This is a genomic window from Desulfonatronovibrio magnus, from assembly GCF_000934755.1.
Lineage (GTDB): Bacteria > Desulfobacterota > Desulfovibrionia > Desulfovibrionales > Desulfonatronovibrionaceae > Desulfonatronovibrio > Desulfonatronovibrio magnus.
This window is the reverse complement of sequence record NZ_KN882175.1, coordinates 207,685-232,812: the sequence shown is the minus strand read 5'-3', so window position 1 is coordinate 232,812 and position 25,128 is coordinate 207,685. Positions and strand designations below refer to the sequence as shown.

General features: G+C 44.1%; 22 protein-coding genes and 1 tRNA gene. 20 read left to right on the top strand and 3 right to left on the bottom strand.

The genetic code is table 11. The features are described from left to right. Positions 1 to 19 precede the first annotated feature (19 nt). The 19 genes from LZ23_RS12990 to LZ23_RS12890 all read left to right on the top strand — a co-directional run bounded on the left by LZ23_RS12990 (position 20) and on the right by LZ23_RS12890 (position 20,544). Positions 20 to 673, top strand: coding sequence for a CBS domain-containing protein (locus LZ23_RS12990; RefSeq protein WP_045214814.1), 654 nt, complete (start codon positions 20 to 22; stop codon positions 671 to 673). A gap of 4 nt (positions 674 to 677) precedes the next feature. Then, positions 678 to 1,460 (top strand): ABC transporter ATP-binding protein, encoded by a 783-nt coding sequence (locus LZ23_RS12985; protein WP_045214812.1) that lies wholly within the window; start codon positions 678 to 680, stop codon positions 1,458 to 1,460. A 490-nt stretch (positions 1,461 to 1,950) separates the two neighbouring features. Next, entirely contained in the window at positions 1,951 to 3,840 is a 1,890-nt protein-coding gene (locus tag LZ23_RS12980; protein WP_045214811.1) for an AMP-binding protein, read from the top strand. Between the two features lie 82 nt (positions 3,841 to 3,922). After that, positions 3,923 to 4,810: a branched-chain amino acid ABC transporter permease gene (locus LZ23_RS12975; RefSeq protein ID WP_045214809.1), complete on the top strand. Its 888-nt coding sequence runs from the start codon at positions 3,923 to 3,925 to the stop codon at positions 4,808 to 4,810. Between the two features lie 2 nt (positions 4,811 to 4,812). Continuing rightward, on the top strand, positions 4,813 to 5,859 hold the full coding sequence (locus LZ23_RS12970; RefSeq protein WP_045214807.1) for a branched-chain amino acid ABC transporter permease: 1,047 nt from the start codon (positions 4,813 to 4,815) through the stop codon (positions 5,857 to 5,859). A gap of 27 nt (positions 5,860 to 5,886) precedes the next feature. After that, entirely contained in the window at positions 5,887 to 7,050 is a 1,164-nt protein-coding gene (locus LZ23_RS12965) for an ABC transporter substrate-binding protein (RefSeq protein WP_052507361.1), read from the top strand. Positions 7,051 to 7,365: 315 nt separating this feature from the next. Continuing rightward, complete coding sequence (locus tag LZ23_RS12960; RefSeq protein ID WP_157493226.1) at positions 7,366 to 8,163, top strand: ABC transporter ATP-binding protein; 798 nt, start codon at positions 7,366 to 7,368, stop codon at positions 8,161 to 8,163. 29 nt (positions 8,164 to 8,192) lie between these two features. Further along, a complete protein-coding gene (locus LZ23_RS12955; protein ID WP_045214806.1) occupies positions 8,193 to 9,458 on the top strand; it encodes a phenylacetate--CoA ligase family protein in 1,266 nt (421 codons plus the stop codon). Positions 9,459 to 9,694: 236 nt separating this feature from the next. After that, positions 9,695 to 10,873 (top strand): phosphoglycerate kinase, encoded by a 1,179-nt coding sequence (locus tag LZ23_RS12950; RefSeq protein WP_045214804.1) that lies wholly within the window; start codon positions 9,695 to 9,697, stop codon positions 10,871 to 10,873. Between the two features lie 290 nt (positions 10,874 to 11,163). Beyond that, positions 11,164 to 11,916, top strand: coding sequence for a triose-phosphate isomerase (gene tpiA, locus LZ23_RS12945; RefSeq protein WP_045214803.1), 753 nt, complete (start codon positions 11,164 to 11,166; stop codon positions 11,914 to 11,916). Positions 11,917 to 11,986: 70 nt separating this feature from the next. Next, complete coding sequence (gene secG, locus LZ23_RS12940; RefSeq protein WP_045214801.1) at positions 11,987 to 12,331, top strand: preprotein translocase subunit SecG; 345 nt, start codon at positions 11,987 to 11,989, stop codon at positions 12,329 to 12,331. A 66-nt stretch (positions 12,332 to 12,397) separates the two neighbouring features. Further along, a tRNA-Leu gene (locus LZ23_RS12935) sits at positions 12,398 to 12,483 on the top strand. A 242-nt stretch (positions 12,484 to 12,725) separates the two neighbouring features. Then, the gene (locus LZ23_RS12930) at positions 12,726 to 13,307 is read left to right on the top strand and encodes a DUF1819 family protein (RefSeq protein WP_198145992.1); all 582 of its coding nucleotides are present in this window, start codon (positions 12,726 to 12,728) and stop codon (positions 13,305 to 13,307) included. Further along, complete coding sequence (locus tag LZ23_RS12925) at positions 13,282 to 13,965, top strand: hypothetical protein (RefSeq protein ID WP_198145991.1); 684 nt, start codon at positions 13,282 to 13,284, stop codon at positions 13,963 to 13,965. The genes LZ23_RS12930 and LZ23_RS12925 overlap by 26 nt, the downstream gene beginning before the upstream one ends. Before the next feature lie 12 nt (positions 13,966 to 13,977). Beyond that, positions 13,978 to 14,568, top strand: a complete 591-nt coding sequence (locus tag LZ23_RS25675) for an AAA family ATPase (protein WP_052507360.1) — start codon at positions 13,978 to 13,980, stop codon at positions 14,566 to 14,568. Between the two features lie 78 nt (positions 14,569 to 14,646). After that, positions 14,647 to 15,126, top strand: a complete 480-nt coding sequence (locus LZ23_RS25670) for an AAA family ATPase (RefSeq protein WP_052507359.1) — start codon at positions 14,647 to 14,649, stop codon at positions 15,124 to 15,126. Then, positions 15,110 to 16,477 carry a BREX-1 system phosphatase PglZ type A gene (gene pglZ, locus LZ23_RS12915; RefSeq protein ID WP_052507358.1) on the top strand — a complete coding sequence of 456 codons (1,368 nt, stop codon included), beginning with the start codon at positions 15,110 to 15,112 and terminating at the stop codon, positions 16,475 to 16,477. The genes LZ23_RS25670 and pglZ overlap by 17 nt, the downstream gene beginning before the upstream one ends. A 297-nt stretch (positions 16,478 to 16,774) precedes the next feature. Further along, positions 16,775 to 18,820: a BREX system Lon protease-like protein BrxL gene (brxL, locus tag LZ23_RS12905; protein WP_045214796.1), complete on the top strand. Its 2,046-nt coding sequence runs from the start codon at positions 16,775 to 16,777 to the stop codon at positions 18,818 to 18,820. A 601-nt stretch (positions 18,821 to 19,421) separates the two neighbouring features. Next, positions 19,422 to 20,544, top strand: a protein-coding gene (locus LZ23_RS12890; protein WP_435050740.1) for an IS3 family transposase whose coding sequence is annotated in 2 segments (ribosomal slippage) — positions 19,422 to 19,691 and positions 19,693 to 20,544 — 1,122 coding nt in all. Because the reading frame shifts where the segments join, the coding sequence is not laid out codon by codon here. A gap of 53 nt (positions 20,545 to 20,597) precedes the next feature. Here LZ23_RS12890 and LZ23_RS12885 read toward each other — a convergent pair. Both LZ23_RS12885 and LZ23_RS12880 read right to left on the bottom strand, forming a co-directional pair. Continuing rightward, positions 20,598 to 20,858, bottom strand: coding sequence for a hypothetical protein (locus LZ23_RS12885; RefSeq protein ID WP_045214792.1), 261 nt, complete (start codon positions 20,856 to 20,858; stop codon positions 20,598 to 20,600). Between the two features lie 402 nt (positions 20,859 to 21,260). After that, entirely contained in the window at positions 21,261 to 21,488 is a 228-nt protein-coding gene (locus LZ23_RS12880) for a hypothetical protein (protein WP_045214790.1), read from the bottom strand. Between the two features lie 513 nt (positions 21,489 to 22,001). Between LZ23_RS12880 and LZ23_RS12875 the strand changes: the two genes are divergently transcribed. Continuing rightward, complete coding sequence (locus tag LZ23_RS12875; RefSeq protein WP_045214789.1) at positions 22,002 to 23,639, top strand: glutamate synthase-related protein; 1,638 nt, start codon at positions 22,002 to 22,004, stop codon at positions 23,637 to 23,639. 143 nt (positions 23,640 to 23,782) lie between these two features. Here LZ23_RS12875 and LZ23_RS12870 read toward each other — a convergent pair whose 3' ends face one another. Then, on the bottom strand, positions 23,783 to 25,069 hold the full coding sequence (locus LZ23_RS12870; protein WP_045214787.1) for a CBS domain-containing protein: 1,287 nt from the start codon (positions 25,067 to 25,069) through the stop codon (positions 23,783 to 23,785). Positions 25,070 to 25,128: the final 59 nt, after the last annotated feature.

The following is a 25,128-nucleotide window of genomic DNA, read 5'->3' as shown; positions in this document are numbered from 1 at the left end:
ACGTCAGGAGGATAATCAAATGTTTGTGGGACTGAAAATGTCGACTGATTTTCCCACCATCACATCTAAGACTCTGATGATGGAAGCGGACCGTATTATGAAAGACCACAATCTATGGATGCTTATGGTGGTCGATGATGGCATGTTTAAGGGAGCGGTCAAAAAAGAGGATTTGCAGGCAACACTCCCTTCTCCGGCAACTACCTTGAGCAGGCATGAGCTTAACTATGTGCTCAATAAGATGACTGTGGAAAAAATCATCAAAAAGGATGTACCATCAGTTCTTCCAGAGGCAGAGATTGAGGTTGCCGCCAAGGTAATGTTTGACTTGAATCTGGCTGGTTTGCCTGTCTTGAACTATAAAGACAGGCTGGTCGGATACATTAACCGGGATATAATGCTGGATGTGCTCGTGGAGGAGATGGGGCTCGCCCAGGGCGGGGCAAGGATAGTGTTCGAGATTGAGGACCGCAAAGGGGTCATAGCTGAAGTTTCAGGACTGATATTTAATATGGGTATAAGTATAATATCTACTGCCACTTTTTTTCACAAGAGCAGCAGAATGGTTGTTTTCAGGGTTCAGACTGAAGATCAGGGACCCATTGTCAAAGAACTGGTTAAACTTGGATATAAAGTTGTCGGGCCTGAAGATTTCAGGTCGGAATGGAGTTAAATGAATGGCTCTTTTGCAAGTCAATGATATAACATTAACCTTTAAGGGCATTGCTGCCTTGATGGATGTTGGTTTTACTGTTGAAGAGGGGCAGATTGTTTCCCTTATCGGCCCCAATGGTGCCGGTAAAACCAGTATGCTCAACTGTATAAGCGGCAGGTATCATCCTGACAGTGGTTCAATTGTTCTGGACGGTATGGATCTTCTGGCGTTGCCTGCCCACTCCAGGGTGAAAACAGGTATGTCCAGAACTTTTCAGAATATAGCTCTTTTTAAAGGTATGAGTGTTCTGGACAACCTTATGGTGGGCAGGCACGGTAAGATCAAATATGGAATACTGTCATCGCTCTTATATTTTGGCAGGGCCAGAAATGAGGAAGACCAGCACCGCAGAAGAATTGAAGAAGTGATAGATTTTCTGGGACTTTCGTCTTACAGGCATAAAACAGCAGGAAGTTTGCCTTATGGTGTACAGAAGAGGGTGGAGCTTGGCCGTGCTCTGGCTGCTGACCCCAGACTTATCCTGCTGGACGAACCCATGGCTGGAATGAACCTGGAAGAAACTGAAGAAATGGCCCGCTACATCCTTGACATCAATGAAGAATGGAAAATCACTGTTTTGCTGGTTGAGCACGATATGGGGGTGGTTATGGACATTTCCAGCAAGGTTGTGGTTTTGGATTTCGGTCAGGTTCTGGCTGAGGGAACTCCGGAAGAGGTGCAGTCTGATCCGGACGTTATTGCCGCCTATCTTGGTGGAGAAAATGCAGCCTACCTTGGAAGGTGATGCTTTGATCTTTTTGTTTTTTTTCGGTTAATAACTGGACAGTCAAAAGTTTTCCCCGTCATGCCGGACTTGATCCTGCATCCAGTTTTATATTTGAAAAAATACTGGATTCCGGCTTTCGCCGGAATGACGAACAGGTAGAATAATTGTAAATGAATACAAATGGTTAAGAGCACTTACAAGTAACTACAAACGTATATGTAATAAATTCAGAGCATTACGGTTTTACCATACAGATTGCTTCGGTCGCTTAGGCTCCCTCGTGGGTGACAGGTTTTCAGCAACCACATCCCTTACAACTCAGGTGTCATTGCGAGCGAGTCTTCGAGCGCGGCAATCCTTGTTGCGAGCGAAGCGAAGCAATCTCGCGTTAAGGCTATTTCAAGTTACTCACAGGTTCGGTCCCGGGCCGCCCGGGTGAGGAGCTTTTAACTCTCAAGTTTATCGTACTTCAGTCTTAAATCTTTAACTTTCAAGATTATAAAATAGTATGACAGATCACAATACAACTCTTCCACGGCTTCTTCTGGAAAATGCCGGAAAGCTAAGCTCAGTCACAGCCTTGCGGGAAAAAGAATGGGGGATATGGCAGACCTATTCCTGGCAGGATTATCTTGAAATTACAGCTGAATTTGCTGCCGGTTTAAAAAAACTCGGACTGGGCAAAGGCGATGTAATTGTTCTAATTGGAGATAACAGACCTGAATGGTTGTGGGCTGAACTGGCTATCCAAAGCCTGGGAGGAATTTCACTGGGTGTATATCAGGATGTTCAGGCTCAGGAAATTGAATACATATTTGAGCTCACTGGGTGTAAGCTGGTTATTGCTGAAGATCAGGAACAGGTTGATAAAATGCTGTCTCTTCGAGAGACAGTATCTCATCTTGAGTATATAGTCTTTCATGATGCCAAGGGACTTTCACAGTATGATCATCCTGGTCTGATGCACTTTGACCATGTAAGACAGCAGGGCAAGGAGAGCAGTGGTGATTTTGAAAAATGGGTAAGTGAGGTCAGCCCTGATGATGTATGTTTGATTGCCACTACTTCAGGTACGACAGGGCGTCCCAAACTGGCCATGCTTTCCCATAAAAATCTTTTATCCATGGCCTACAACCTTGGCCAGGTGGATCCCAAGCATCAGACTGATGAATTTGTTTCTTTTTTGCCCCTGGCCTGGATGGGGGAGCAGATGATGGCTGTAGCTTCTTCATTGCTGTACGGTTTTTGTGTTAATTTTCCTGAAGAACAGGAAACTGTTCAGAATGATATCCGTGAAATTGGCCCTCATATTATATTTTCTCCCCCCAGGGTCTGGGAGAACCTTGCAGCCAGAATTCAGGTTCGCATTATGGAAACTACCCGGCTTAAAAGATTTATATATCATACATGCATGGGTATCGGCATTGAGATGGCTGAGTGCAGGCTGGGCAGGAAAGAACCAGGGCTGGGTCTGAAAACCCGCTATGCCTTGTCACAATTTTTTTTATTTCGATCTCTAAGAGATCGCCTTGGTTTTTCAAAAATTCGTTCTGCCACAACTGGCGGTGCAGCTTTGGGTCCTGATACTTTCAAGTTTTTTCATGCCATGGGAGTCAACCTTAAACAGATTTATGGCCAGACTGAAATTGCAGGCATTTCCTGCATTCATAGAGATGGCCATATTGATTTCGATACTGTAGGTGAGCCAATTCCTGAGACCCGGATAAAGATTTCCGAGGAAGGAGAGATTCTATCCAAGTCTGATGCAGTATTTCAGGGTTATTACAAGGATAAAAAAGCCACAGCAGAAACATTGTCCGATGATGGCTGGCTGCTTTCCGGGGATGCGGGTTACTTTAAGGATAATGGGCAGCTGGTGGTTATTGACAGACTAAAAGATGTCATGGAACTGGCCGACGGCACTAAGTTTTCTCCACAATTCATGGAGAACAAGCTCAAGTTTTCGCCTTATATCAGAGAAGCTGTGGTCATGGGCAAAGGCAAAGAGTACATAGCAGCCATTATCTGTATTGATGAAGAAATTACCGGCAGATGGAGTGAAAGCAAGCTAATTACCTACACTACTTACCAGGATCTTGCCGCCAAAAAAGAAGTATATAATCTGATTGCTGAAGAAGTCAGAAAGATTAACTCCACCCTGCCGGAAAATACCAGAATCAGACGTTTTGCACTGCTTTTCAAGGAGTTGGATGCCGACGATGGTGAACTCACCAGGACCAGAAAGATAAGGCGAAAAGTTGTTGGTGAAAGGTACCAGGAACTGATAGACAATCTGTACACAGATAAGAGCAAGGTGGATATGGTGGCCAGAATTCAGTATCAGGATGGAAGTACCCGGGAAATGAAAGGAAGCATTGCCATTAAGGATGTTGCCTGACATAAGGCGGTTGCTTCTTTATTTTTTTTATATTTTATTTGAAACATGAACTTTAAACCTCCGTAATCATCTGGAATATACTATGGAATATTATTTACATCTGGTATTAAATGGTCTGGTCATAGGGAGTATTTACAGTCTTGTTGCCCTTGGCTTTGTCATTATTTACAAGGCCACAAAGGTAGTAAACTTTGCTCAGGGCGAACTGGTTATGTTTGGAGCATATGTATGTTTTGCATTGACTGTGCAGCTGGGCCTGCCCTTCCTTATTTCGTTTTTTATGACCTTGATATTTTCAGTTATTCTCGGCTTGTGTCTTGAGAGAGTAATTTTAAGGCCCATGATTGGCGAACCAATTATCAGTGTAATCATGGTTACGGTAGGCCTGTCCACGGTGCTGAAGGCGGTTATTCAGCTTTTCTGGGGGACTTCCATCAGAGTTTATCCACAGGTATTGCCAACAGAACCTGTCTGGATTCTTGGGTTGCCAGTAGCTCCAGTTTACATTGCAGCATTTTGCCTCTCTGTTGTTTTGTTTGTAATTTTTTCATTTTTTTTCAAATACTCAACCATGGGTATTGCCATGCGGGCTACAGCTTTTGATCAGCAGGCAGCGCAGTCCATGGGTATAGGGGTGAAAAACATTTTTGCCATGTCCTGGTGTATAGCAGCTGTTGTTTCCAGCATAGGCGGAATTATTCTTGGCAACATTAACGGAATAAACCCCCAGCTTGGCCACCTGGGACTCAAAGTGTTTCCCGCAGTTATTCTCGGCGGTTTGGACAGTCTTCTCGGTGCAGCCATCGGCGGTCTGATTATTGGGATTCTTGAAAATGTGTCAGACGGTCTGGCCCAGCAACTTTTTGGTCTGGCCGGTTTCCGGGAGGTGGCAGCTTATGTAGTTCTGGTTATAATTCTTATGATCAGGCCTTATGGTTTGTTCGGAACACATGAGATAGAGAGAGTTTAGTCATGCAGGGAAAATGCGGTCTTTTTTTTACAACTTATGCAAGGGAAAGTCAGGTTTTTCATACTGGATTCCAAAAAAGCAGTCTGGCAATTTTCTTTATCGTATTGCTGATATCACCTTTTTTTCTCAGCTCCTATCAGGTGTCCCTGCTGAACCTGATTAACATTGCGGTTATCGGAGCAGTATCGCTGAATCTGCTAACTGGTTCCTGCGGCCAGATATCTCTCGGACATGGGGCATTTATTGGAGTAGGAGCCTATGCCTCCGGAGTCCTCACCCTGAGTGGGATGCCTTTTCTGCCGGCCCTTATTCTGGCCGGCGGCATTACAGCCATGGTTGGGATGATATTTGGAATACCTTCCCTGCGTCTCAAAGGGATTTATCTGGCCATAGCTACTCTCGCTGCTCAGTTGATACTTGTCTATATTTTCATGCATTGGACTAGTGTCACAGGCGGTGCCATTGGTATGGGCTTAGACACACCAGTAATATTCGGCTTTGATTTTGATACTGATCTTAAAATGTTTTATCTTACACTTGCTTTTGCCGTGCTGGCCGTAATTATGGTCAAAAACGTGCTGCGCACCAAGTCAGGCCGGGCTTTTGTAGCTATTCGGGATTTTCATCTTTCTGCGGAATCAGTAGGTATAAATCTGTTTTATTACAAACTGCAGGCCTTTGGCATAAGTTCTTTCCTGGCAGGGATCGCCGGCGGTCTGTGGGCCCACTATACCATGTACATCACTCCAGAACAGTTTGAAATAACTCTTTCCATTAGTTATCTGGCCATGATCATCATTGGAGGACTGGGAAGCGTACTGGGCAGTGTATTCGGGGCTGTTTTTATTACTCTTCTTCCGGAAGTGCTAAGCTTTATAGCAGATCATTTGAGTGGCTTTTTTCCCAATATCAGCACATATTTTCTTGCCATGCGTGATGGTATATTCGGCCTTATTCTGGTTCTGTTTCTTATTTTTGAACCGGATGGACTGGCCAGACGATGGCAGCTTGCCAAATCATACTTCAAGCTGCATCCTTTTGCTCATTAATATCTTACTTTTCTATGGGGGGTTGTTATGAAACGATTCATGCAGTTTATCTTATTGGCAACTATAATGGCCTGTTTTTCAGGAGTCGCTCAGGCAGAGATTAGAATTGGACTGATTTCAGATCTCAGCGGTGCAACCTCTGATGTTGGAAGGCCTTATGCCGATGGAGTCAAGGATGCTGTCAAATACATTAATGATCAAGGCGGTATTAATGGTCAGAAGATTCATTTGATGCAGGTGGATTATGCCTACAATGTGCAGCAGGCTCTGGCAGCCTATAACAGATTCAAGAGCCAGGGTATGGTGGCCCTGCAGGGCTGGGGAACAGCTGACACTGAAGCGCTTGTTCGTCAGGTGGCAAGAGACCGCATCCCGACATTTTCCGCGTCTTACTCAGCCCATCTGACTGACCCCAATGTTGCTCCGTATAATTTTTTTATTGCTGCAGACTATTCAACTCAATTGCGTGGAGTACTTAACTATCTGCATCGTAACTGGGACAAAGATCGTGCTCCCAGGCTTGCTTTTGTTTATCCAAACCATCCCTATGGTCTGGCTCCCATACCTGCTGGGCGTGAGTATGCCCGGGAGCTTGGGTTTGAGATAGTGGGCGAAGAAAATGTTGGCCTTGGGGATATGGACGCTACCACACAGCTTATCAGACTAAATAGAAACAAGCCTGATTACGTATGGGTTGGTGGGACCATTTCTTCAACAGCAGTAATCCTGAAAGATGCTGAACGTCTTAATATGGATGCTGTTTTCATCACCAATATCTGGGGTAGTGATGAGCAGCTGCTGTCGCTGGCCGGCAGTTCTGTAAACGGGCACCTTGGTCTGCAGACAGGAGTAATTTACGGTGCAGATGTTCCTGGAATGGCTGTCATCGAGGAGATTACAGGCGGCAGACCTCAAATGACTCATTATATAAGGGGATTTGCTTCCATGCTGGTTATGGCAGAGGGCATCAGAATAGCTATGGAGAATGATGAGCTCAACGGATCTGGCATTCGCGATGCAGTAAGGACTTTGCGTGACTTCGATCCTATGGGGTTAACCCCTGCAGTCAGCTTTTATCCTGATGATCACAGACCTAATATGTCGGTTTATATTTATCGTCTGCATCAGGATGGTATGGAGCTACTGGCTGAAGAAGAGCTTGAAAGACGTGATGACTGGCTTGGGAAATAGCTTTATAGTTTTTTCTGGGCTGAAGACTGCAGACTGAAGGCTGAAGGCTGAAGGCTGGAGACTGAAGGCTGAAGGCTGGAGACTGAAGGCTGAAGGCTGGAGACTGAAGGCTGAAGGCTGAAGGCTGAAGGCTGGAAGATGCTGAAGAGCCTGTCTCTGGGCTAAGGTGTCATCAATAGCTAAACAGATTCAGCTAAACAAACAGTTCATTTATTTCAGAAACGCGTATTGCATCTTTTTTGACAGAAGAAAAATAGAGCTCCAAGTTTTGGAGCTTGACGGTATTAACTATAATAACATCAACGGAGATAAGGTTTGAACATACTCAGTGTTGAGAACCTTGAAGTTGTTTACAATGATGTTGTCCTGGTGCTTAAAGGACTATCCATCAAGGTGGAAAGGGGTTCCATAACAGCATTGCTGGGATCCAATGGCGCAGGCAAATCAACAACTCTTAAGTCTATTTCCGGGCTGCTGGCAACAGAAGACGGCGAAATAACCGAGGGATCCATATTTTATGATGAGCAGCCCATTCATAAATTATGGCCGGAAAAAATTGTCCGTCTCGGCATTTTCCAGGTCATGGAGGGCCGTAGAATATTTGAAGACCTGAATGTTGAAGAAAATCTCAAATGCGGGGGTTTCATTCGCCCTAAGAGTGAGTTTTCCGTATCAAAAGAAATGGTCTATGAATATTTTCCCCGGCTTAAGGAGCGCAGAAAGCAGCTGGCCGGATATCTGTCCGGTGGGGAACAGCAGATGCTGGCCATTGGCAGGGCACTAATGGCTAAGCCTAAATTGCTTTTGCTTGATGAGCCTTCTCTTGGGCTTGCCCCTTTGCTTGTGGAAGAGATTTTCGAGATTATCAAAAGAGTAAACAGTGAAGAGGGAGTAACCATTTTGCTTGTTGAGCAGAATGCCAGGGCTGCTCTGAGTATTTCGAGTCATGGTTATATTCTGGAAAACGGACGGATAGTTATGGATGGCAGGGCAAAGAGCCTGCTTGAAAATCCAGATGTTCAGGAATTTTATCTCGGCATCGGCAAAACTGGAGAAAAGCGTAGTTACCGGGATGTGAAGCATTACAGACGTAGAAAACGCTGGCTTGGATAACAGCCTTTACAAACCAATGGATTGATTACATGAATAAGGATAGATCAACAGGTTATTACAATGATCAGGAAGTTCAGAGCGCTTCTGAGCGTCAGAGGCATGTCTGGGAAAATCTTCAAACACTGCTGCATCACGCCTGCAGCTATTCGCCTGCCTTCAGGCAAAGACTTGAAAAGGCTGGCTTGAATGCTGAAGATATTAAAGGACTGGGTGACTGGGACAAAATTCCTGTACTGCCCAAGAAAGACCTTGTGCATCTGCAAACTCAGGACAGCCGTTTGGGTGGTTTGCTGGCCTGTGATTTAGGAGAACTGCGCCATATTTTCATGTCGCCCGGACCTATTGTGGATCCTGAGGCAAGAAAAAAGGATTTCTGGGGATTTGCTGAGGCATTTTATGCGGCAGGCTTTCGCAGTAGGGATGTTGTACAGATGACCTTCAGCTATCACTTCACTCCTGCAGGGTTGATGATGGAAGAGCCTTTGCATGAGATTGGATGCGCTGTTTTTCCTGCCGGACCAGGCAATACTGAAGGTCAGATTGACGTCATGACCAGGCTTGGGGTTAATGGATTTGTTGGTATGGCCAGTTTTCTCAAGATTATCGCAGATAAGGCTGAAAAAAATGGTCTGGACTTAAAAAAGGACTTTAAATTAAGAGTGGCCTTTGTAGCTGCAGAAAAGCTGTCAGAGACTCTCAGAAGCGAACTTGAAGAACGTTTCGGTATGCTGGTCAGGCAGGGGTATGGCACTGCTGATCTGGGCTGTATTGCCTATGAGTGTCCGGAGAAGTCCGGCATGCATCTTTCAAGCAGGTGTCATGTGGAAGTTTGTGATCCAGAGACCAGAAAACCTTTGTCTCCGGGGCAACCAGGTGAGGTTGTGGTTACTCCATTTAATCCTGACTATCCGCTCATACGTCTCGCTACAGGCGACTTGTCTGTAATTACAGAAGATCCATGCCCCTGTGGGCGTAAAAGCCCGCGTCTTCAGGGTATTATGGGCAGAGTGGATGATACAGTCAAGGTCAAAGGACAGTTTGTATATCCGGCACAGGTGGCACAGGCTCTTTCAGTTTTTCCTGATATCAAAACATGGAAAATTGTGACCACCAACCCAGGTGGAAAGGATAAAATAAGTTTATACCTTTGCTGCTCAAGAGATACGGATACCCTGAAGGTTTCCAAAACTTTTCAGGAAAAAATTAAGTTACGGGCCGAGGTGCATGTGCTGGAGGATGGTCACGAAATGTTTGAGAAGGGATCTGGTATTGAAGATAAAAGATCCTGGGAGTAGATGCGGCTATATATTTTTATAAAAGCTGTCCCTGATCATAGCGTTTTTTTCAAAAGGGCGAACCTTGTGTTCGCCCTTTCTCGTTTTTTTAACCTGAACCACTTGCGCAAGAGGCGAAATCTTTTTAATTCACTGTCGACTCAGTGTTGAAATTTTATTCTTTATGGTTTAACAACCTTCAGTAACGATAACCGTTTGATTAGTTAATGAAGAACCATCAACCATATGGAGATATTATGAAATTTATTGATACAGAAGATATTGGCGGTAAAAAACTTCTTATCAGGGTCGATTACAATGTACCCATCAAGAACCAGGAAATTCAGGATGACAATCGCATTAAGGCCAGCATTCCAACTCTTAAGCTTGCTCTTGAAAAGAACGCTTCTCTGATAATTTGTTCGCATCTCGGCAAACCCAAGGGAAAAATAGTGCCGGATCTTTCATTGAAACCTGTTGCTGCAAGACTTTCTGAACTGTTGGAAATAGATGTTGCACTGGCTCCAGACTGTATTGGTTCTGAAACAGAAGCCATGGCCCAAGCTTTGAAACCCGGGCAGGTCCTTATGCTGGAGAACTTGCGGTTCCATGAGGGTGAACAAAAAAATGATTCTGAATTTTCCGCGCAGCTGGCTAAACTGGGCCAGGCCTACGTGAATGATGCTTTTGGAGTTTCCCACAGAGCACATGCTTCTGTAGTAGGCATTACCGATCATTTTGAGCAGTGCATGGGTGGTCTTTTGCTGAAAAAGGAGTGGGAGTATCTGTCCAGAATTGTTGACCCTGCCAGACCGTTTATATTAATTTCCGGAGGCGCAAAAGTATCTTCCAAACTTGGAGTTCTGAACAATCTCATGGATAAGGTTAACTCCATGATTATTGGAGGTGCCATGGCCAATACCTTCATAAAGGCTATGGGATATGATGTAGGCAAATCTCTTGTAGAAGATCACTTACTGGATGAAGCCCAGGTCATAATGCAGAATGCCAGAGATAAAAAAGTTGGTTTTTACCTGCCGGTTGACTTTATTGCTGGTGATGGTGTGGACATTCAGGACGGTGCAGAGGTAGTTCCTTTTCAAAACATTCCTTCAGATAAAATGGCCTTAGATATCGGCCCGGCTTCATGCACTTTATTTGCCGAAGTTTTGACCAAAGCTGGAACCATCGTCTGGAATGGCCCCATGGGAGCATTTGAAAACAGAACCTTTGCCCAAGGGTCTTACAATATTGCAGATCTGGTGGGTGATTTGCCTGCTGAAACCATAGTTGGCGGAGGTGATACTGATGCTTTGATACATAAAATGAACATAACTGAAAAGTTCAGCTTCATTTCTACAGGTGGAGGTTCATTTATGGAATTTCTCGAAGGCAAAGTATTGCCCGGGTTCCAGGCTTTACAGCAGAAAGGTTGAGCAGTTGCTGAATATGGCCAAAGCAGGTACAGATTTATTTTAAGTTGTTCGGGATCAATCCCGGCAGGGAGCATTACGCGTTTCTGAAAACTATAAATTCGAGCTGTATGTCATAGCTATTATGGACTTAAAACCCGATTGCGACGGCTTGGCACGGGGACTGTCCCTGGCTTCGGGACTGTCCCCAATTGACTTTTCAGAAACGCGTAATGCTCCCTCCTGGCAAACCGCTGATTCAAATTAAGATCAGAATTATTTTTAAATGAGTATGATATGGGAGTTCAAATAAAATGTTAAAAAAAATTATGGCTGCCAACTGGAAAATGTACAAAACCAGAGATGATGCCAGCCGCACAGCAAGGGAGCTGGTGGTGGCAGTAGGCGATAAATTACCCGACGACCGGGAAGTTTTGCTTATTCCCCCTTTTACTGCTCTTTACGGTGTAAGTGAAATGCTTGCCGGACAAACTGGGTATTTTCTTGGAGGCCAGAATTTTTATCCGGAGCAGGAGGGTGCATATACAGGCGAGATAAGCCCGCAGCAATTGACTGACTGTGGTTGCTCTTTTGCCCTGGTCGGCCACTCTGAACGAAGGCATGTCCTTGGTGAGAGAGATGATTTTCTGGCTGAAAAGGTATTATATGGTCTTAATAGTAATTTAAAGATCATATTATGTATTGGAGAAACCATTGAAGAGCGAAAGCAGGGATTGGTTGAACAGGTTCTTCTTGGACAGCTCGAAAAAGGTCTTGCGAGGGCAGGACAGGTCAAGGCCGAAAACTTTATTATTGCCTATGAACCAGTATGGGCCATTGGAACGGGGGAAACTGCCGGACCTGAGGACATTGCCCAGGCTCACGATCTGATTCGCTCCTGGCTTGAACCGAACCAGCAAGAAGGCAAGGATATTCGGATTTTATATGGAGGCAGTGTAAAGCCTGATAATTGCGCTACTATTATTTCTCTTGACAATGTAGATGGTGTGCTGGTAGGAGGTGCGAGTTTGAAGGCTGATTCCTTTTCAAAGATTGTCACAGCTTAAGTATTTTTTTGGATCTGTTTAGTGGTCTGAACTGATCCATTTTTTTTAATTTTCCTTACGGAGGCGTTTCTTGCAAACTCTTATCATAACAATTCACATTATATCCTGCATCACGCTGGTTGTTCTTGTTCTATTGCAGTCAGGGCAGCAGGGCATGGGTGTCATATTTGGCGGGGGCGGCGGCAGCCTGTTCGGCAGCAGCGGAGCTGGAGGAATTCTGACCAAGCTTACTGTAGGAGTGGCTGCTGTTTTTTTCTGCACTTCTCTTACCTTTACCTACATGAGTGCCAAAAAGCATACTACTCAGCCAAGCTCGATTATTCTGGATGAGACCAGAAGAGATGAAATGACTCCGTCTCTGCCAGTGCAGACTCCCATAGAAACTGAGGAAAATTCCGCACCAGCAACTCAATAAAAATGCTGGACAAAATCAGAAAGACATTATATTAACCGCATTCGTTATTTCGACTTTCCCAATAGTGCCGAAGTGGTGGAACTGGTAGACACGCTATCTTGAGGGGGTAGTGGGCCACGCCCGTGGGGGTTCGAGTCCCCCCTTCGGCACCAAAAAAACTCAAAGGGTTCAGGCACTTAGCTTGAACCCTTTTTTATTTCATGACAATCTCTCCCCATTCTCTCCCCGTATTTTTACGATAAAAAAATGCACACAAAAATCATCCTGCAATGGTCACCTATTTTTCCCTCTAAAGGTATGTAGATTTTCAGAATTTTCTGTGATCTGTCTAAGAATTCTGTAAATGAACATATAACAGCTTAAAAACTGAAGAATGCCACCAAAGAAATATTCCATGTCATTTACCACTGGGGGGCTTTTTATATTTGAGTCCTCCATGTTTATTGACCTTTATTCTGACCTGCCTGACTGGGACAGGGTAAGAAAAAAGGTAATGGATCAGAACCTTCTTCAGCTTCGTTCGTCAGCCAGTTCACAAAAAATATCCGGCCAGATTTGCTCCCGCCTCAAGACCCTGTCATCAAATGAAATTGAATATTTCAGACATACTTCTGACCTGGAAAAAGGATACCTGCTGTGGGTGGGTGTCTGCAGAGCCCATCAATTTATTCGTGAATTTGCCACTGAGATTTTGAGAGAACGCTATATCACCTTTCGTCCGGATATTCCTCATGAAGAATTTGATATGTTTTTTAATGCAAAAGCGGAATGGGATGACAGCTTAGACAGAATAAAGCCTGCAACCAGGCTGAAATTGCGCCAGGTACTTTTCAGGATGATGCGGGAGGCTCAGTTGATCACGGCGCAGCATCAGATATTGCCTGCCATTATCAGTAGTGAACTGGCAGATTTATTGGCAGCTCAGCAGAAACAGGACTTATACTTGCTGCATGTTCGGCCGATATTCCTTAGATAAGCCAGGTCTTATTCTGGCCAATCAGGGTGAAACCTTTGAGGATTATCTGAAGCAGGTTCCTGAGCCAACCTTTGCCCCGGACAAAGAAAATGTCATTCCCATTCTTGATGGTGACTGGTTCACAGATGACCTGGCAGAGAGGTTCAAAGAATTTCTGAAAATCACCTTTGGCCGGGAGAATTTTGAAGACAATCTGCGCTTTATTGAAAAGGCTCTGGGCAAAAATCTGCGTAAATATCTGCTTAAGGATTTTTACAACGACCATGTCCGGCGCTATAAAAAAAGGCCCATCTACTGGATGTTTTCCAGCCCCAAGGGCAGTTTTAATGCCCTGATCTACATGCACCGCTATCAGCCTGATACTGCAAGTATTGTTTTGAACAAGTATCTGCGCGAGTTTCTGGTCAAGTTAAGTTCCCGCAAACAGCACTTAAAGGGTGTGAGCAACAGCACCAATGCCTCATCAAGTGAGAAAACCAGAGCCATAAATGAAATTGAGAAAATCAAGAAGATCATAAACGATCTTGAGGATTACGAACGTAAGATTCTTTATCCCCTGGCAGTTGAAAAGATTGAAATCGACCTTGATGATGGGGTTAAGGTCAATTATCCCAAGTTTGGCAAGGCCTTGAAAAAAGTGCCTGGGCTGTCAACTTAAGAGGACATTTTTATGAATATAAAAAATATGCTTTTGACCAATTTTCGCGGCGCTGAGTCCCTGAGTCTGGACTTTCATGACCAGCTGAATGTCTTTGTGGGAGTCAATGGTTCGGGTAAGTCCAGTGTGCTGGATGCGGCTGCGATCATGCTTTCCTGGTTTGTGAACCGGGTCAAGCACTCAGGATCATCAGGCCGCCCCATTACTGAAAGCGATATAATGAACGGCAAGTCTGTTGCCTCTTTGAATATTGCATGCAGCGATAAGAGCCAGGATATCAAATGGAAGATTGTCAAGTCTCGTCAGGGACATTCCAAGTTGAAGAAGCGTTCTGATTTTAATGAACTAAATGAACATACTAAACATATACAAGATCGTATAACTGAGGAAAGTGAAAATACCGATTTGCCCATTATGGTCTATTACCCAGTAAACAGAGCAGTACTGGATATTCCTCTGAGAATCAGATCAAAACATAAATTCAATCTCCTGGCAGCCTATGAAGAATCTCTCACAGGCGGGGTAAATTTCAGGACCTTTTTTGAATGGTTCAGAGAAAGGGAAGACCTGGAAAATGAGATGCGACGCCATCCTGAAATATAAGATGTATTTAATGAACCAAACAAATTATCATTTCCAGATCGTCAATTAGAATCAGTACGAAAGGCCCTGAGTATTTTTATGCCTGAGCTTACAGATCTTGCCGTAAGAAGAAACCCTTTGCGCATGGAAGTCAAAAAAAATGGCCAGGCTCTTATTGTCAATCAGCTTTCTGACGGTGAAAAATGCCTTATGGCCATGGTTGGGGATCTGGCCAGACGAATGGCCATAGCCAACCCTAACTTAGACGACCCTCTGCATGGAAAAGGAGTCGTCCTAATTGACGAAATTGATCTGCACCTTCATCCAAAATGGCAACGCCTTATTGTGCCCCGACTAACGGAAGCATTCCCCAACTGTCAGTTTGTTATTTCAACTCACTCACCCCATGTACTGACCCATGTCAAACCGGAAAATATTTTTCTGCTCAGTCTTGATAAGGAAGGCATGTCAGCACAAAAGCCTGCTGAATCATATGGAAAAAATGTGGACAGAATACTTGAAGATATTATGGGCCTTGAAACCACCAGGCCATGCATCATTAATGAAGGATTTGGCTGAACAGATAGATAATTTTTACTCCAATGGCTACCTGCTCAAGCTGAATGATCAGTGGCAAGTTCATGTTGACGCTGCCTCTCAATGGGAGGCAAGGCCGTATTTTCGCCAGGATGAATTTTTCCGTCGCTTTCTGGAAGTTCCTTTTCTGGAAAAAGATCTCAAGGTCTGTGTAATCATCTCAGATGCCCTGCGCTACGAAATAGGCGAAGAACTTTTAAGCCTTATCCGTCAGCAGGACCGCTATGAAGCTGAGCTGGAACCTATGCTGACCATGCTCCCAAGCTATACCCAGATGGGTATGGCTGCCCTTCTGCCTCACAGAAAACTGGCCTTGGCTGAAAATGAGACCTCTGCCGTGCTGGTTGATGGCCAAAGTTCTGTTGGGCTTGTTAATAGAACAAAAATCCTTCATCTGGCAAAGATGGGGGGTAAGCGGGCCGCCGCACTCAAGGCTGATGAATTTATGGCCATGAAGGGTGATGACTGCAGAATCCTGATCCGGGAAAATGATGTTGTTTATGTTTATCATAACCGGATAGATGCTGCAGGCGATAAGAGAGAGTCAGAAGATCAGGTTTTTGAGGCTGTTGAAAAAACCCTGGAGGACATGATCAGGCTCATAAAAAAGATGACAGGAGCCAACGCCAGCAATCTGATCATAACTGCCGACCATGGCTTTATCTATCAGGACCGGCCCATTGAGGAGAGTGATTTTTCAGGAAGTGCTGCCTGCGGTGATGAAATATTTTTCAGGGACAGAAGATTTGTGCTGGGTAAAGGTCTAAAGGATGCTCCTGGGCTGCACAAGTTTACATCATCCTTGTTGAAGCTTGATGGGGATGTGGAGATACAGATACCCAGATCCATTAACCGGCTGCGCTTAAGAGGTTCTGGAAGCAGATTTGTGCACGGTGGTGCAGCCCTGCAGGAAGTTGTTGTGCCTGTCCTCAAGGTGAACAAAAAGCGTAAAAGCAATATTTCCGCAGTAAGTGTGAATATTCTTGCCGGAGCCGGGAATATCATTACTTCTGGACAGCTTGCAGTGGGCTTTTATCAGGAAAATCCGGTAAGTGACAAAGTCCGGCCCAGAAATCTCAGGGCGGGTATATATACCCTTGAATGCGAACTCATTTCCGATTCTCATGATCTTTCATTTGATATTGTCTCGGATAATCCAAGAGATCGGGAACTAAAGGTTCGCTTCCTGCTGACCAGCAAGGCTGATCAGTTTAACAATCAGGAAGTGATACTCAAGCTTTTGGAAAAAGTTTCTGGAACCAGTCATTACAAAGACTATAAGTCCCTCAGATACATACTGAGAAGATCATTTACCAGCGATTTTGATTTTTGATGATCTGTATTTTCATGACAATTTAGTAATTGCTCAACACATTTTTTTATTGGATCAAGCCTCTGGCCTGTTTGGCTTTTCGCATTGTTGCTTGTTTGACCCGCCTTGAGCCCGTTAGCCAAAAGCATGGCGAAAACACTGTCTCCCGGCTATTGGAAAACATAATGATTTTGGCTTACGGGCTCAAGCCGGGAGTTTGCAACAAAAGAAAACCAAATTGGGCAGAGGCTGCCAATATAGTGAACAGTTACACAATTTATCCCTTTTCAATCGAAAAGCAGGGAACAGGCACTAACTATGATGGAACTGGATAAAAAAATCAGTCAGCTTTTTGCAGGTCTTGTAGTCCGCAAAGATCTGGTCAAGACAGTCAAGGGCAACGCCATTGTGCCGACTTATGTTCTGGAATATCTGCTTGGTCAGTACTGCGCCACTGATGACGAAGCCAGCATTCAGTCCGGTATTGATACGGTCAGGGAAATTCTGTCCAGACATTATGTCCATCGCAACGAAGCAGGACTTATCCGTTCGACAATCAAGGAAAAGGGACGGCACAAGGTTATAGATAAGATCAGCGTGGACCTGAATGATAAGACAGATAACTATGAGGCTCAATTCTCTAATCTGGGTATCAAAAAGGTTCTGGTTGATTCCGGGACTGTTAAGAGTCATCCCAAGCTTCTGGTCAGTGGGGTATGGTGCATAGCTGATGTAGAATATGTGTTTACCGAAGATCAGAGGATCTCTCCGTGGATTTTATCAAGTCTCAAGCCCATTCAACTATCCAATTTTGATTATGACAATTATATAGAAACAAGAAAGGATTTTACCACCCGGGAATGGATTGACCTGCTTGTGAAAAGCATTGGTTTTAATCCTGAAATGTTTGGGCGCCGCAGCAAGCTGACCCAGCTGGTTCGTCTCATTCCTTTTTGCGAACGAAATTACAATCTTATTGAGCTTGGCCCCAAAGGGACAGGCAAATCTCATATATATTCTGAGTTTTCACCTCATGGCATACTTATCTCAGGGGGTGAAGTCACTGTGGCCAAGCTTTTTGTCAACAATCAAAGCGGCAAAATCGGCCTGGTAGGCTATTGGGATGTAGTGGCTTTTGATGAATTTGCCGGGAAGCAGAAACAGGTGAACAAGGCCCTTGTTGACATTTTGAAGAACTACATGGCCAATAAATCCTTCTCCAGAGGTGTGGAAACTCTGGGAGCTGAAGCATCCATGACCTTTGTGGGCAATACCAGTCATACTGTTCCCTATATGCTCAAGCACGAAGCCCTGTTTTGTGATCTGCCTGAAAAATATCATGATTCAGCTTTTCTGGACCGGATTCATTTTTATATCCCCGGCTGGGAGGTGGACATAATCAGAGGTGAGATGTTTTCTGACGGCTATGGATTCGTGGTAGATTATCTTGCTGAAATCTTGAGAGCCATGCGCAACCATGACTATTCAGACAGATATAAACAACTTTATACTCTGTCGTCTGATATAGCCACCAGGGATAGAGACGCTATTAACAAGACTTTTTCCGGGCTGATGAAGATTATTTTTCCTCATGGCCAGGCAACTCCTGAAGAAATTCGGGAAATCCTGGACTTTGCTGTTGAGGGCCGCAAGCGGGTCAAAGACCAGCTCATGCGCATTGACTCCACTTACGCCAGGGTTAATTTCAGCTATACAGATGAAAGCAACAAGAAATATTCAGTCAAAACCCTGGAAGAACGTGAGTATCCAAAATACTATCACCGCACCCTGAGTGAAAACGATGTCAGTGAGCAGCCTGAAGATTCAGGGGATCCTGCTGATCTGTCAGCACAAGAGGATACGGCTCCCCAGCAGGAACTTACTGAGCAGCACATAGTTATCCAGGAAAATCAGCGAGGCATTTCCTATGAAGGGCTTTTTGGCCCCTATCTTAAGGGTGCAAGCAAGATTACAGTAACAGATCCGTATATCAGGGCATTTTTTCAGATCCGCAATTTTATGGAATTTCTTGAGTCCCTGGCCAGAATCAAGCTCAAGGAAGAGGAAAGCAATGTCCATCTTATCACCTCAGAAGATGATCAAAAGCCGGATCAGCAGAAACAGTTTCTGGACCAGATCAAGGAGTCAGCAGATTCAATAGGGATAAGTTTCACCTGGAACTTTAATGCTGCCGGTTCTATACATGCCAGGCACATAGTTACTGACCACGGCTGGAAAATCAGCCTGGACCGGGGCTTAGATATATTCCAGCGCTATGATATGAATGACCACTTCACCTTTGCCAACCGCCTGCAGCAATACCGCCCCTGCAAGGCCTTTGAGGTGACTTTTATCAGGGAGTGAGGTTTTGCTAACCTCGCCACTCTTTGAGTCATTTATAATAATGATCAGGTTTGACAGGTCAATGTTCTCCCAGGCAAGCTTTGCAATTTCAGAAAAGTGCATACCAGTTTTCAATGCCATAAGGGTTATGTCGTGAATATCGTGGTGTCCACGGGCTTCCAGCTCTCTTAAAAGTGTTTCAGCCTACGTACATACTCAGAAAGAAGTTTAGCGATCCTAAAATTGCCAAGCTTTCTATTGGTAAAGTTCATAAGCACTTATTTCAAAACATAAATCGAGTCTGTATATTGTACCCGATTATTTATATACTCATCTGGTTGTTGATTGTCATAAGTCAGAGTGTCAACAATTATAAGGGTCAGGTTCTGAAAGGTGATCTTCTGATACGAAACCTTAAACTTATTGATACTAAAAGTCACTGCATTTTTCCAAATATAGCATCCGCAACCCCTTTCCCAGACAAGTCCAATCACTATGCAATTTGCATATGCCTCTCGGTGTCCGGAAAAGTTCATGTTATGATTGAAGTTCCTCCCAAAAACTGGACAAGGAGTTAAGGTGGATTTTATGAACATCCACAAGTCCGGAATCGGGAGGGAAAATGTCCAAACGAAAAAATCACAGCGCTTCTTTCAAAGCCCAGGTAGCCCTGCAGGCATACAAGGGAGAAAAGACCTTGGCTGAGCTGGCCAGCCTGTACAAAGTTCATCCAAATCAAATTTCCAAATGGAAGAAGCAGCTCATTGAAAATACTCCAGAACTCTTCGATGGTTCTCACAAAAAAAGAACCAAGGAAAAAGAGGAGATAGAAGCCCAGCTATACCAGCAAATAGGCCAGCTCAAGGTGGAACTTGACTGGCTTAAAAAAAAATCTGGCCTGCTCGGTTAAGTATATGCGCCATGCTATTGAGCCTGACAACAGTTTCATCCCTGTTAGCAGGCAATGTGAACTTCTGGGACTGCCCAGATCTTCTTATTATTATCAACAGTGTCGTGACAACAGTTACAATGAGCTCCTGATGCGGATGATTGACGAACAGTACACAAGGCGTCCGTTTTACGGCAGCCCCAGAATGACTGACTGGTTACGCAGTCAGGGAGAGCTGGTCAATCACAAGCGTGTAGAGCGACTGATGCGCAAGATGGGCATCATGGCCGTAGTGCCCGGACCCCACACCAGTCGTCCACATCCGGAACATAATGTATATCCGTATCTGTTGCGTAATCTGGATATCAACCGAGCTGATCAGGTTTGGGCAGCTGACATAACCTATATCAGAATGGATAAAGGATTTCTGTACCTGGTGGCCATCATGGACTGGTTCAGCCGCTATGTTTTATCCTGGCGTCTGTCAAACTCTCTGGATGTCTACTTTTGCCTCGAGGCTCTTGAGGAAGCCCTGAGCATTAGCAAGCCGGATATTTTTAATACTGACCAGGGATCTCAGTTTACAAGCCCTAAACATACAGACAGACTAAAAGATGCCCAGATCAATATCAGCATGGATGGGCGAGGTCGCTTCCAGGACAACATATTTATCGAACGTCTTTGGCGATCAGTAAAATACGAAGAGGTCTACCTCAAGAATTACAGTGATGGCCGAGGTGCCTTCGAAAATTTGAAGAATTATTTTCTCTTTTATAATCAGGAACGTCCGCATGATTCCTTGGGGAAAAGGACTCCAGAGCATGCATATTTATTTGACAAAGAACGAATTAACTGATGCGATCCCAGGAACCCCCATGGGGGTTCCTGCCCTTGAAAAAAACCAGTGGCCTACACCTTAACTTGACCCATTTTTTGTCCAACCAATGGGGGAAGCCTCAGATCACTGAGCGCAAATTCATTAACAAATCTGTTGTTAATCAGTACGTCGATTTTGTTTTCATAAATATCTTCCAAGGTCGTAACAGACTCCTGAAAAAACCAGAAGTGATTATCATAAAAACGCAGCTTGTCTCTCAGTTTATATGCCGGTATCCTCGAATTTACTGGCAGATGGATTTGAGCGCCAAGTTCAAATCTGATTTCAAGCATTAACACCTCAACTTAACAGTGCTTAAAATGATTGCTCAAAAAACTTACATGCTCTTGTCTAAAACAGACTCGCCATAAACAATGATTAATAAAAATTGAAGAGCATATCTGGAAGAACTCAAAAAATTGAATAGGATTAGCGTTTTTCATGTGTAGCGGCATGTGGGTTAAGCTGAAAACTTATCTGGAAAGTAGGCTTTGTGACACAAATTTATCTCTCTAACTAATATTGCACAGATTTTTTAAAAAATCAATATGATTAATTCTCATATGCCAAAAATGTCTAATATCTATATTGACCAGGCATCAGCCACAACGATACAAACTGAACCAGGAAACACAGAAAGTTTTAGATAGAAGAGAGATATTAGTAGCATATCAGCTTATGGGAGCTTCATAACATTAAGCAGTTAAGATGAAGGTTTTTGTATAGCAGACTATACGTGCATGTTCAGAAAAAAGTTCAGTCCTGCCTGAATTGTCAAGCCTTGATTTGCCAGTATTCAAAATAAATGAATCTTCATTTGTTTCTAATCCAGCCTTTGGTGAAAAGTCTATAATCAGACTGAATTCCAGCAGAAGATACACAATCGAAAAAATACCTGCATCCAGGTCTTCAAAAAAGCCCATATTGCAATCATTGCTCTAAAATGCAGTTTTCTGAAAGTGTTTAGCTAATCAAAAAAAGAAATTTATCACAATGTTTCCCTATTCTACAAAAATGTTGTAGTTTATAGTTAGAAGCTCTTCACCCGGGCGGCCCGGGGCCGAACCTGTGAGTAACTTATACACCTCGTTCCCAGGCTCCAGCCTGGGGACGTTTAGTTCTTGCGGCTCCAGCCGCTTCTTCAAAAACTGGCTGGAGCCACAAAAAAAGAGGAAAATATCCTTAGCACGTTAGAGATTGCCGCGCTCGAAGACTCGCTCGCAATGACACATGAGGTGTTACAGATGTAGTTGCTCAAAATCTGTCACCCACGAAGGTGCCTAAGCGACCGAAGCAATCTGTATGGCAAAGCCATAATATTCTAAATTTATTGGATATTCGATTGTAGTTACTTGTATGACTTGTGGAATATGATTCAACAGACAATGGAAACTGGATCTGGTAATTTTTATCAATAATGCAAACAGGAGGGAAGGGTGAAAATTTCTAAAAGCAATGATGTATTGGGAACAGTGAACAGGGGGAATCCTGCTGAATCAGGACTTTGCACACTATGCCGTGCTGATTGTGCTGGTAAGTGTGAAGTCTGGCTGTCAAGTCTCAGGGGCAGGGAAATTTTATATCCAAGAAGCTATGGAAAAGTGACAGCAGGCAGTGATAATATCACTCATGTAGGTGTTTCTTATAACTCTCTGCGAATTCAGGGGTATAATTATGGTTCTCTTGGTCTGGCTGAAGGAAAAACTCATGATCCTGACAACTGTGCTTTTCCGGATGTGAACGTAGAGACCTCATTTGGAAATCACAAAATTGTTAAAGCTAAGATGCCCATTATGACTGGAGCTTTGGGTTCAACAAAGATTGCTGAAACATATTGGGATTCTTTTGCCATTGGCTGTTCATTAGTTGGAGTGCCTATTGTTATTGGCGAAAATGTAGTGGGAGTTGACTCCAAATCCGTCATGTTTGATGGAAAAATTATTTCGGCCCCAGAACTGGATAGAAGGATTGACACTTACCTGCGTTACAATGATGGCTATGGAGCTGTACTGGTGCAGCTTAATGTTGAAGATTCAAGGAACAAGGTAGCGGAATATCTGTCAGAAAAATATGGCGACAAGGTGCTGGTTGAACTCAAATGGGGTCAGGGGGCCAAAGATATTGGGGGTGAAATTGAGGTTTTTGATCTTGAGCAGGCCATGTTCTTGAAAAACAGAGGATATATTGTTGATCCTGATCCTGAACTGGAAGAGGTTCAGGAAGCATTCAATCATGGATCCATCAAATCTTTTGCCAGGCACAGCCGGCTGGGCTATACTGATCTGTCAGAGTTCGATCAAGTCAGAGAAAACTTCAAGGCAACTGTTGATCATATCAGAAGCCTTGGTTTTAAAGGCGTTACTTTAAAGACAGGTGCTTATGGCATGGAGGCACTGGCCATGGCCATTAAACTTGCCGGTGAAAACGAAATTGATTTACTTACCATTGACGGCGCTGGAGGAGGCACTGGAATGAGCCCCTGGAATATGATGGAATCATGGGGTGTTCCTTCCATTCTGCTGCATTCCAAAGCTTATCAGTATGCTTCAATGCTTCAGGAAAAGGGGCAGAATGTGCCTGATCTGTCATTTGCAGGAGGCTTTGCCCGGGAAGATCACATTTTTAAAGCCATGGCATTGGGTGCGCCTTTCTCCAAGATTGTCTGCATGGGAAGGGCCTTGATGATCCCAGGTTTTCTTGGTTCAAATATTGAGGGAGTGCTGAACCCGAAAAATAGGGATAAAGTTGGTGGGAACTGGGAAAAGCTGCCCAAAACTGTCAGTGATATTGGCAAGCAGGCTGACGAACTTTTTGCTGGCTATTATGATGTTCGCAAGAAAATTGGCTCTGCTGAATTAAAAAATATTCCATATGGGGCCATAGCTTTCTGGACTATGGCTGACAAGCTCAAAGCCGGATTGCAGCAGTTTCTGGCCGGAACCAGAAAGTTTACTTTGTCAGAGATATCAAGAAACGATCTCGCCGCTGGCAACAGAGAGACTGAAAAAGAGACAGGGATTACATTTATTACAGACGCCCTGGATGACAAAGCCAGGCAGATTCTGAATTCATAATTTTGGTTCGACCCTTTGCATATGACACAAGAATGGATGTTCCAACACTCCAGTGCTCTTTCACGCTTGCCCCTGGGAAGCAAAAAAATGTTAAAGAGGACAGCTGGTATTTTATCTAAGCATATGTAAAGGGTTGAACAGACTCAAAATTCATACATATAGAGTATTATGGAAGACCTGGTAATTTCTCCGGTCAGGACTGAGTCTTCAATCACCGGCAGAAAACCTGCATCAGATCCAGCCATGATTTCAAGGGCTTGTCTGACAGATTGATCAGGACTTACCGCCTGAAAGTTTCTGTTAAGCATGGAGGTCACTGGCTGCTGCCACTGCTTCTGGTTTTTAATCTTGTCTATGGGTTTTTTATTTATCATGCCCAAAAGTATCGAATTTTCATCAATCACTGGAATTGTTGACCGACCTGATTCATTAAGGACCTGAGCAGCCTTTTCCAGAGTATCAGATGAATACAAAACACTGTTAGTTTGAGTCGTGAGCTGCCTTACTTTCAGCTCAATAATCTCTGTGCTGCTGATGATTTCAGTCAATTCCTCGCGAGCCTGCTGGATTTCAGTTTTGAGAATGGCTGAACCTGCCCCTGGATGTCCCCCGCCTCCTAGTTTGCGCATTAATGCGCCTATATCCAGTGCTCTTGCACTTCCGCGTCCGATGACAGCTGTTTTGCCGGCATTCATGGGAAATATGCCGAATGCAGCGTCCAGACCCTTGATATCCTTAAATTTATTGACCACTGAAGGAAGCATGTTCAGACCTTTATCCACTTGCTGAGTGCATATGCCTATACGCAGGCTGCCTGCTGTTACAATGTCTGAATCAGCCAGCATCCTGCTGAATAGTTCAAGGTGTCTACTGTCCAATGAAGCTTCCAAATATGCTGATACCACATTCAGATCAGCGCCATTTTCCAGCATAAAGGCGGCCATGCGTGCATCCCTGTGGGTTGTTCCGGGAAATGACAATGATCCAGTATCCTCATAGATGCCAAGTAAAAAAAGAGTTGCATGCACAGGGGAAAAGGCCAGGTCTTTTTTCTGGATTTCTTCCAGCACAATAGTGACCGCTGCTCCTGTTTCTTCCTTGCGCATGCTTCCAGCTTTTATGCCTGACTGACCCATATGATGATCCCATATTTCTATCTGCAGATTTTTATTTTCGGCCAATTCCTGCATTTTATCCAGGCGTTGCCAGCTTGAAGTATCAGTGACCACAAGGTGTGTCAGCTCTGATAAATCAATATTTTTTCTGGATACAAGTCTGAGCATGTCCCAGTGCACGGTTAAAAATTCCCTGACCATGGGGCATGCTTGAGTGGGCATAACCCGTGTATGGTCTGGGTATAGAAAAGAGGCAGCTACCATGGAAGCCAGGGCATCAAAGTCAGTATTGTAATGTGTGGTTATGATTTTCATAATACCTTCTCCTGTCTGAAAGCATCAGTGTTAAGTATGAGTTTGTCAGTATATGCTTA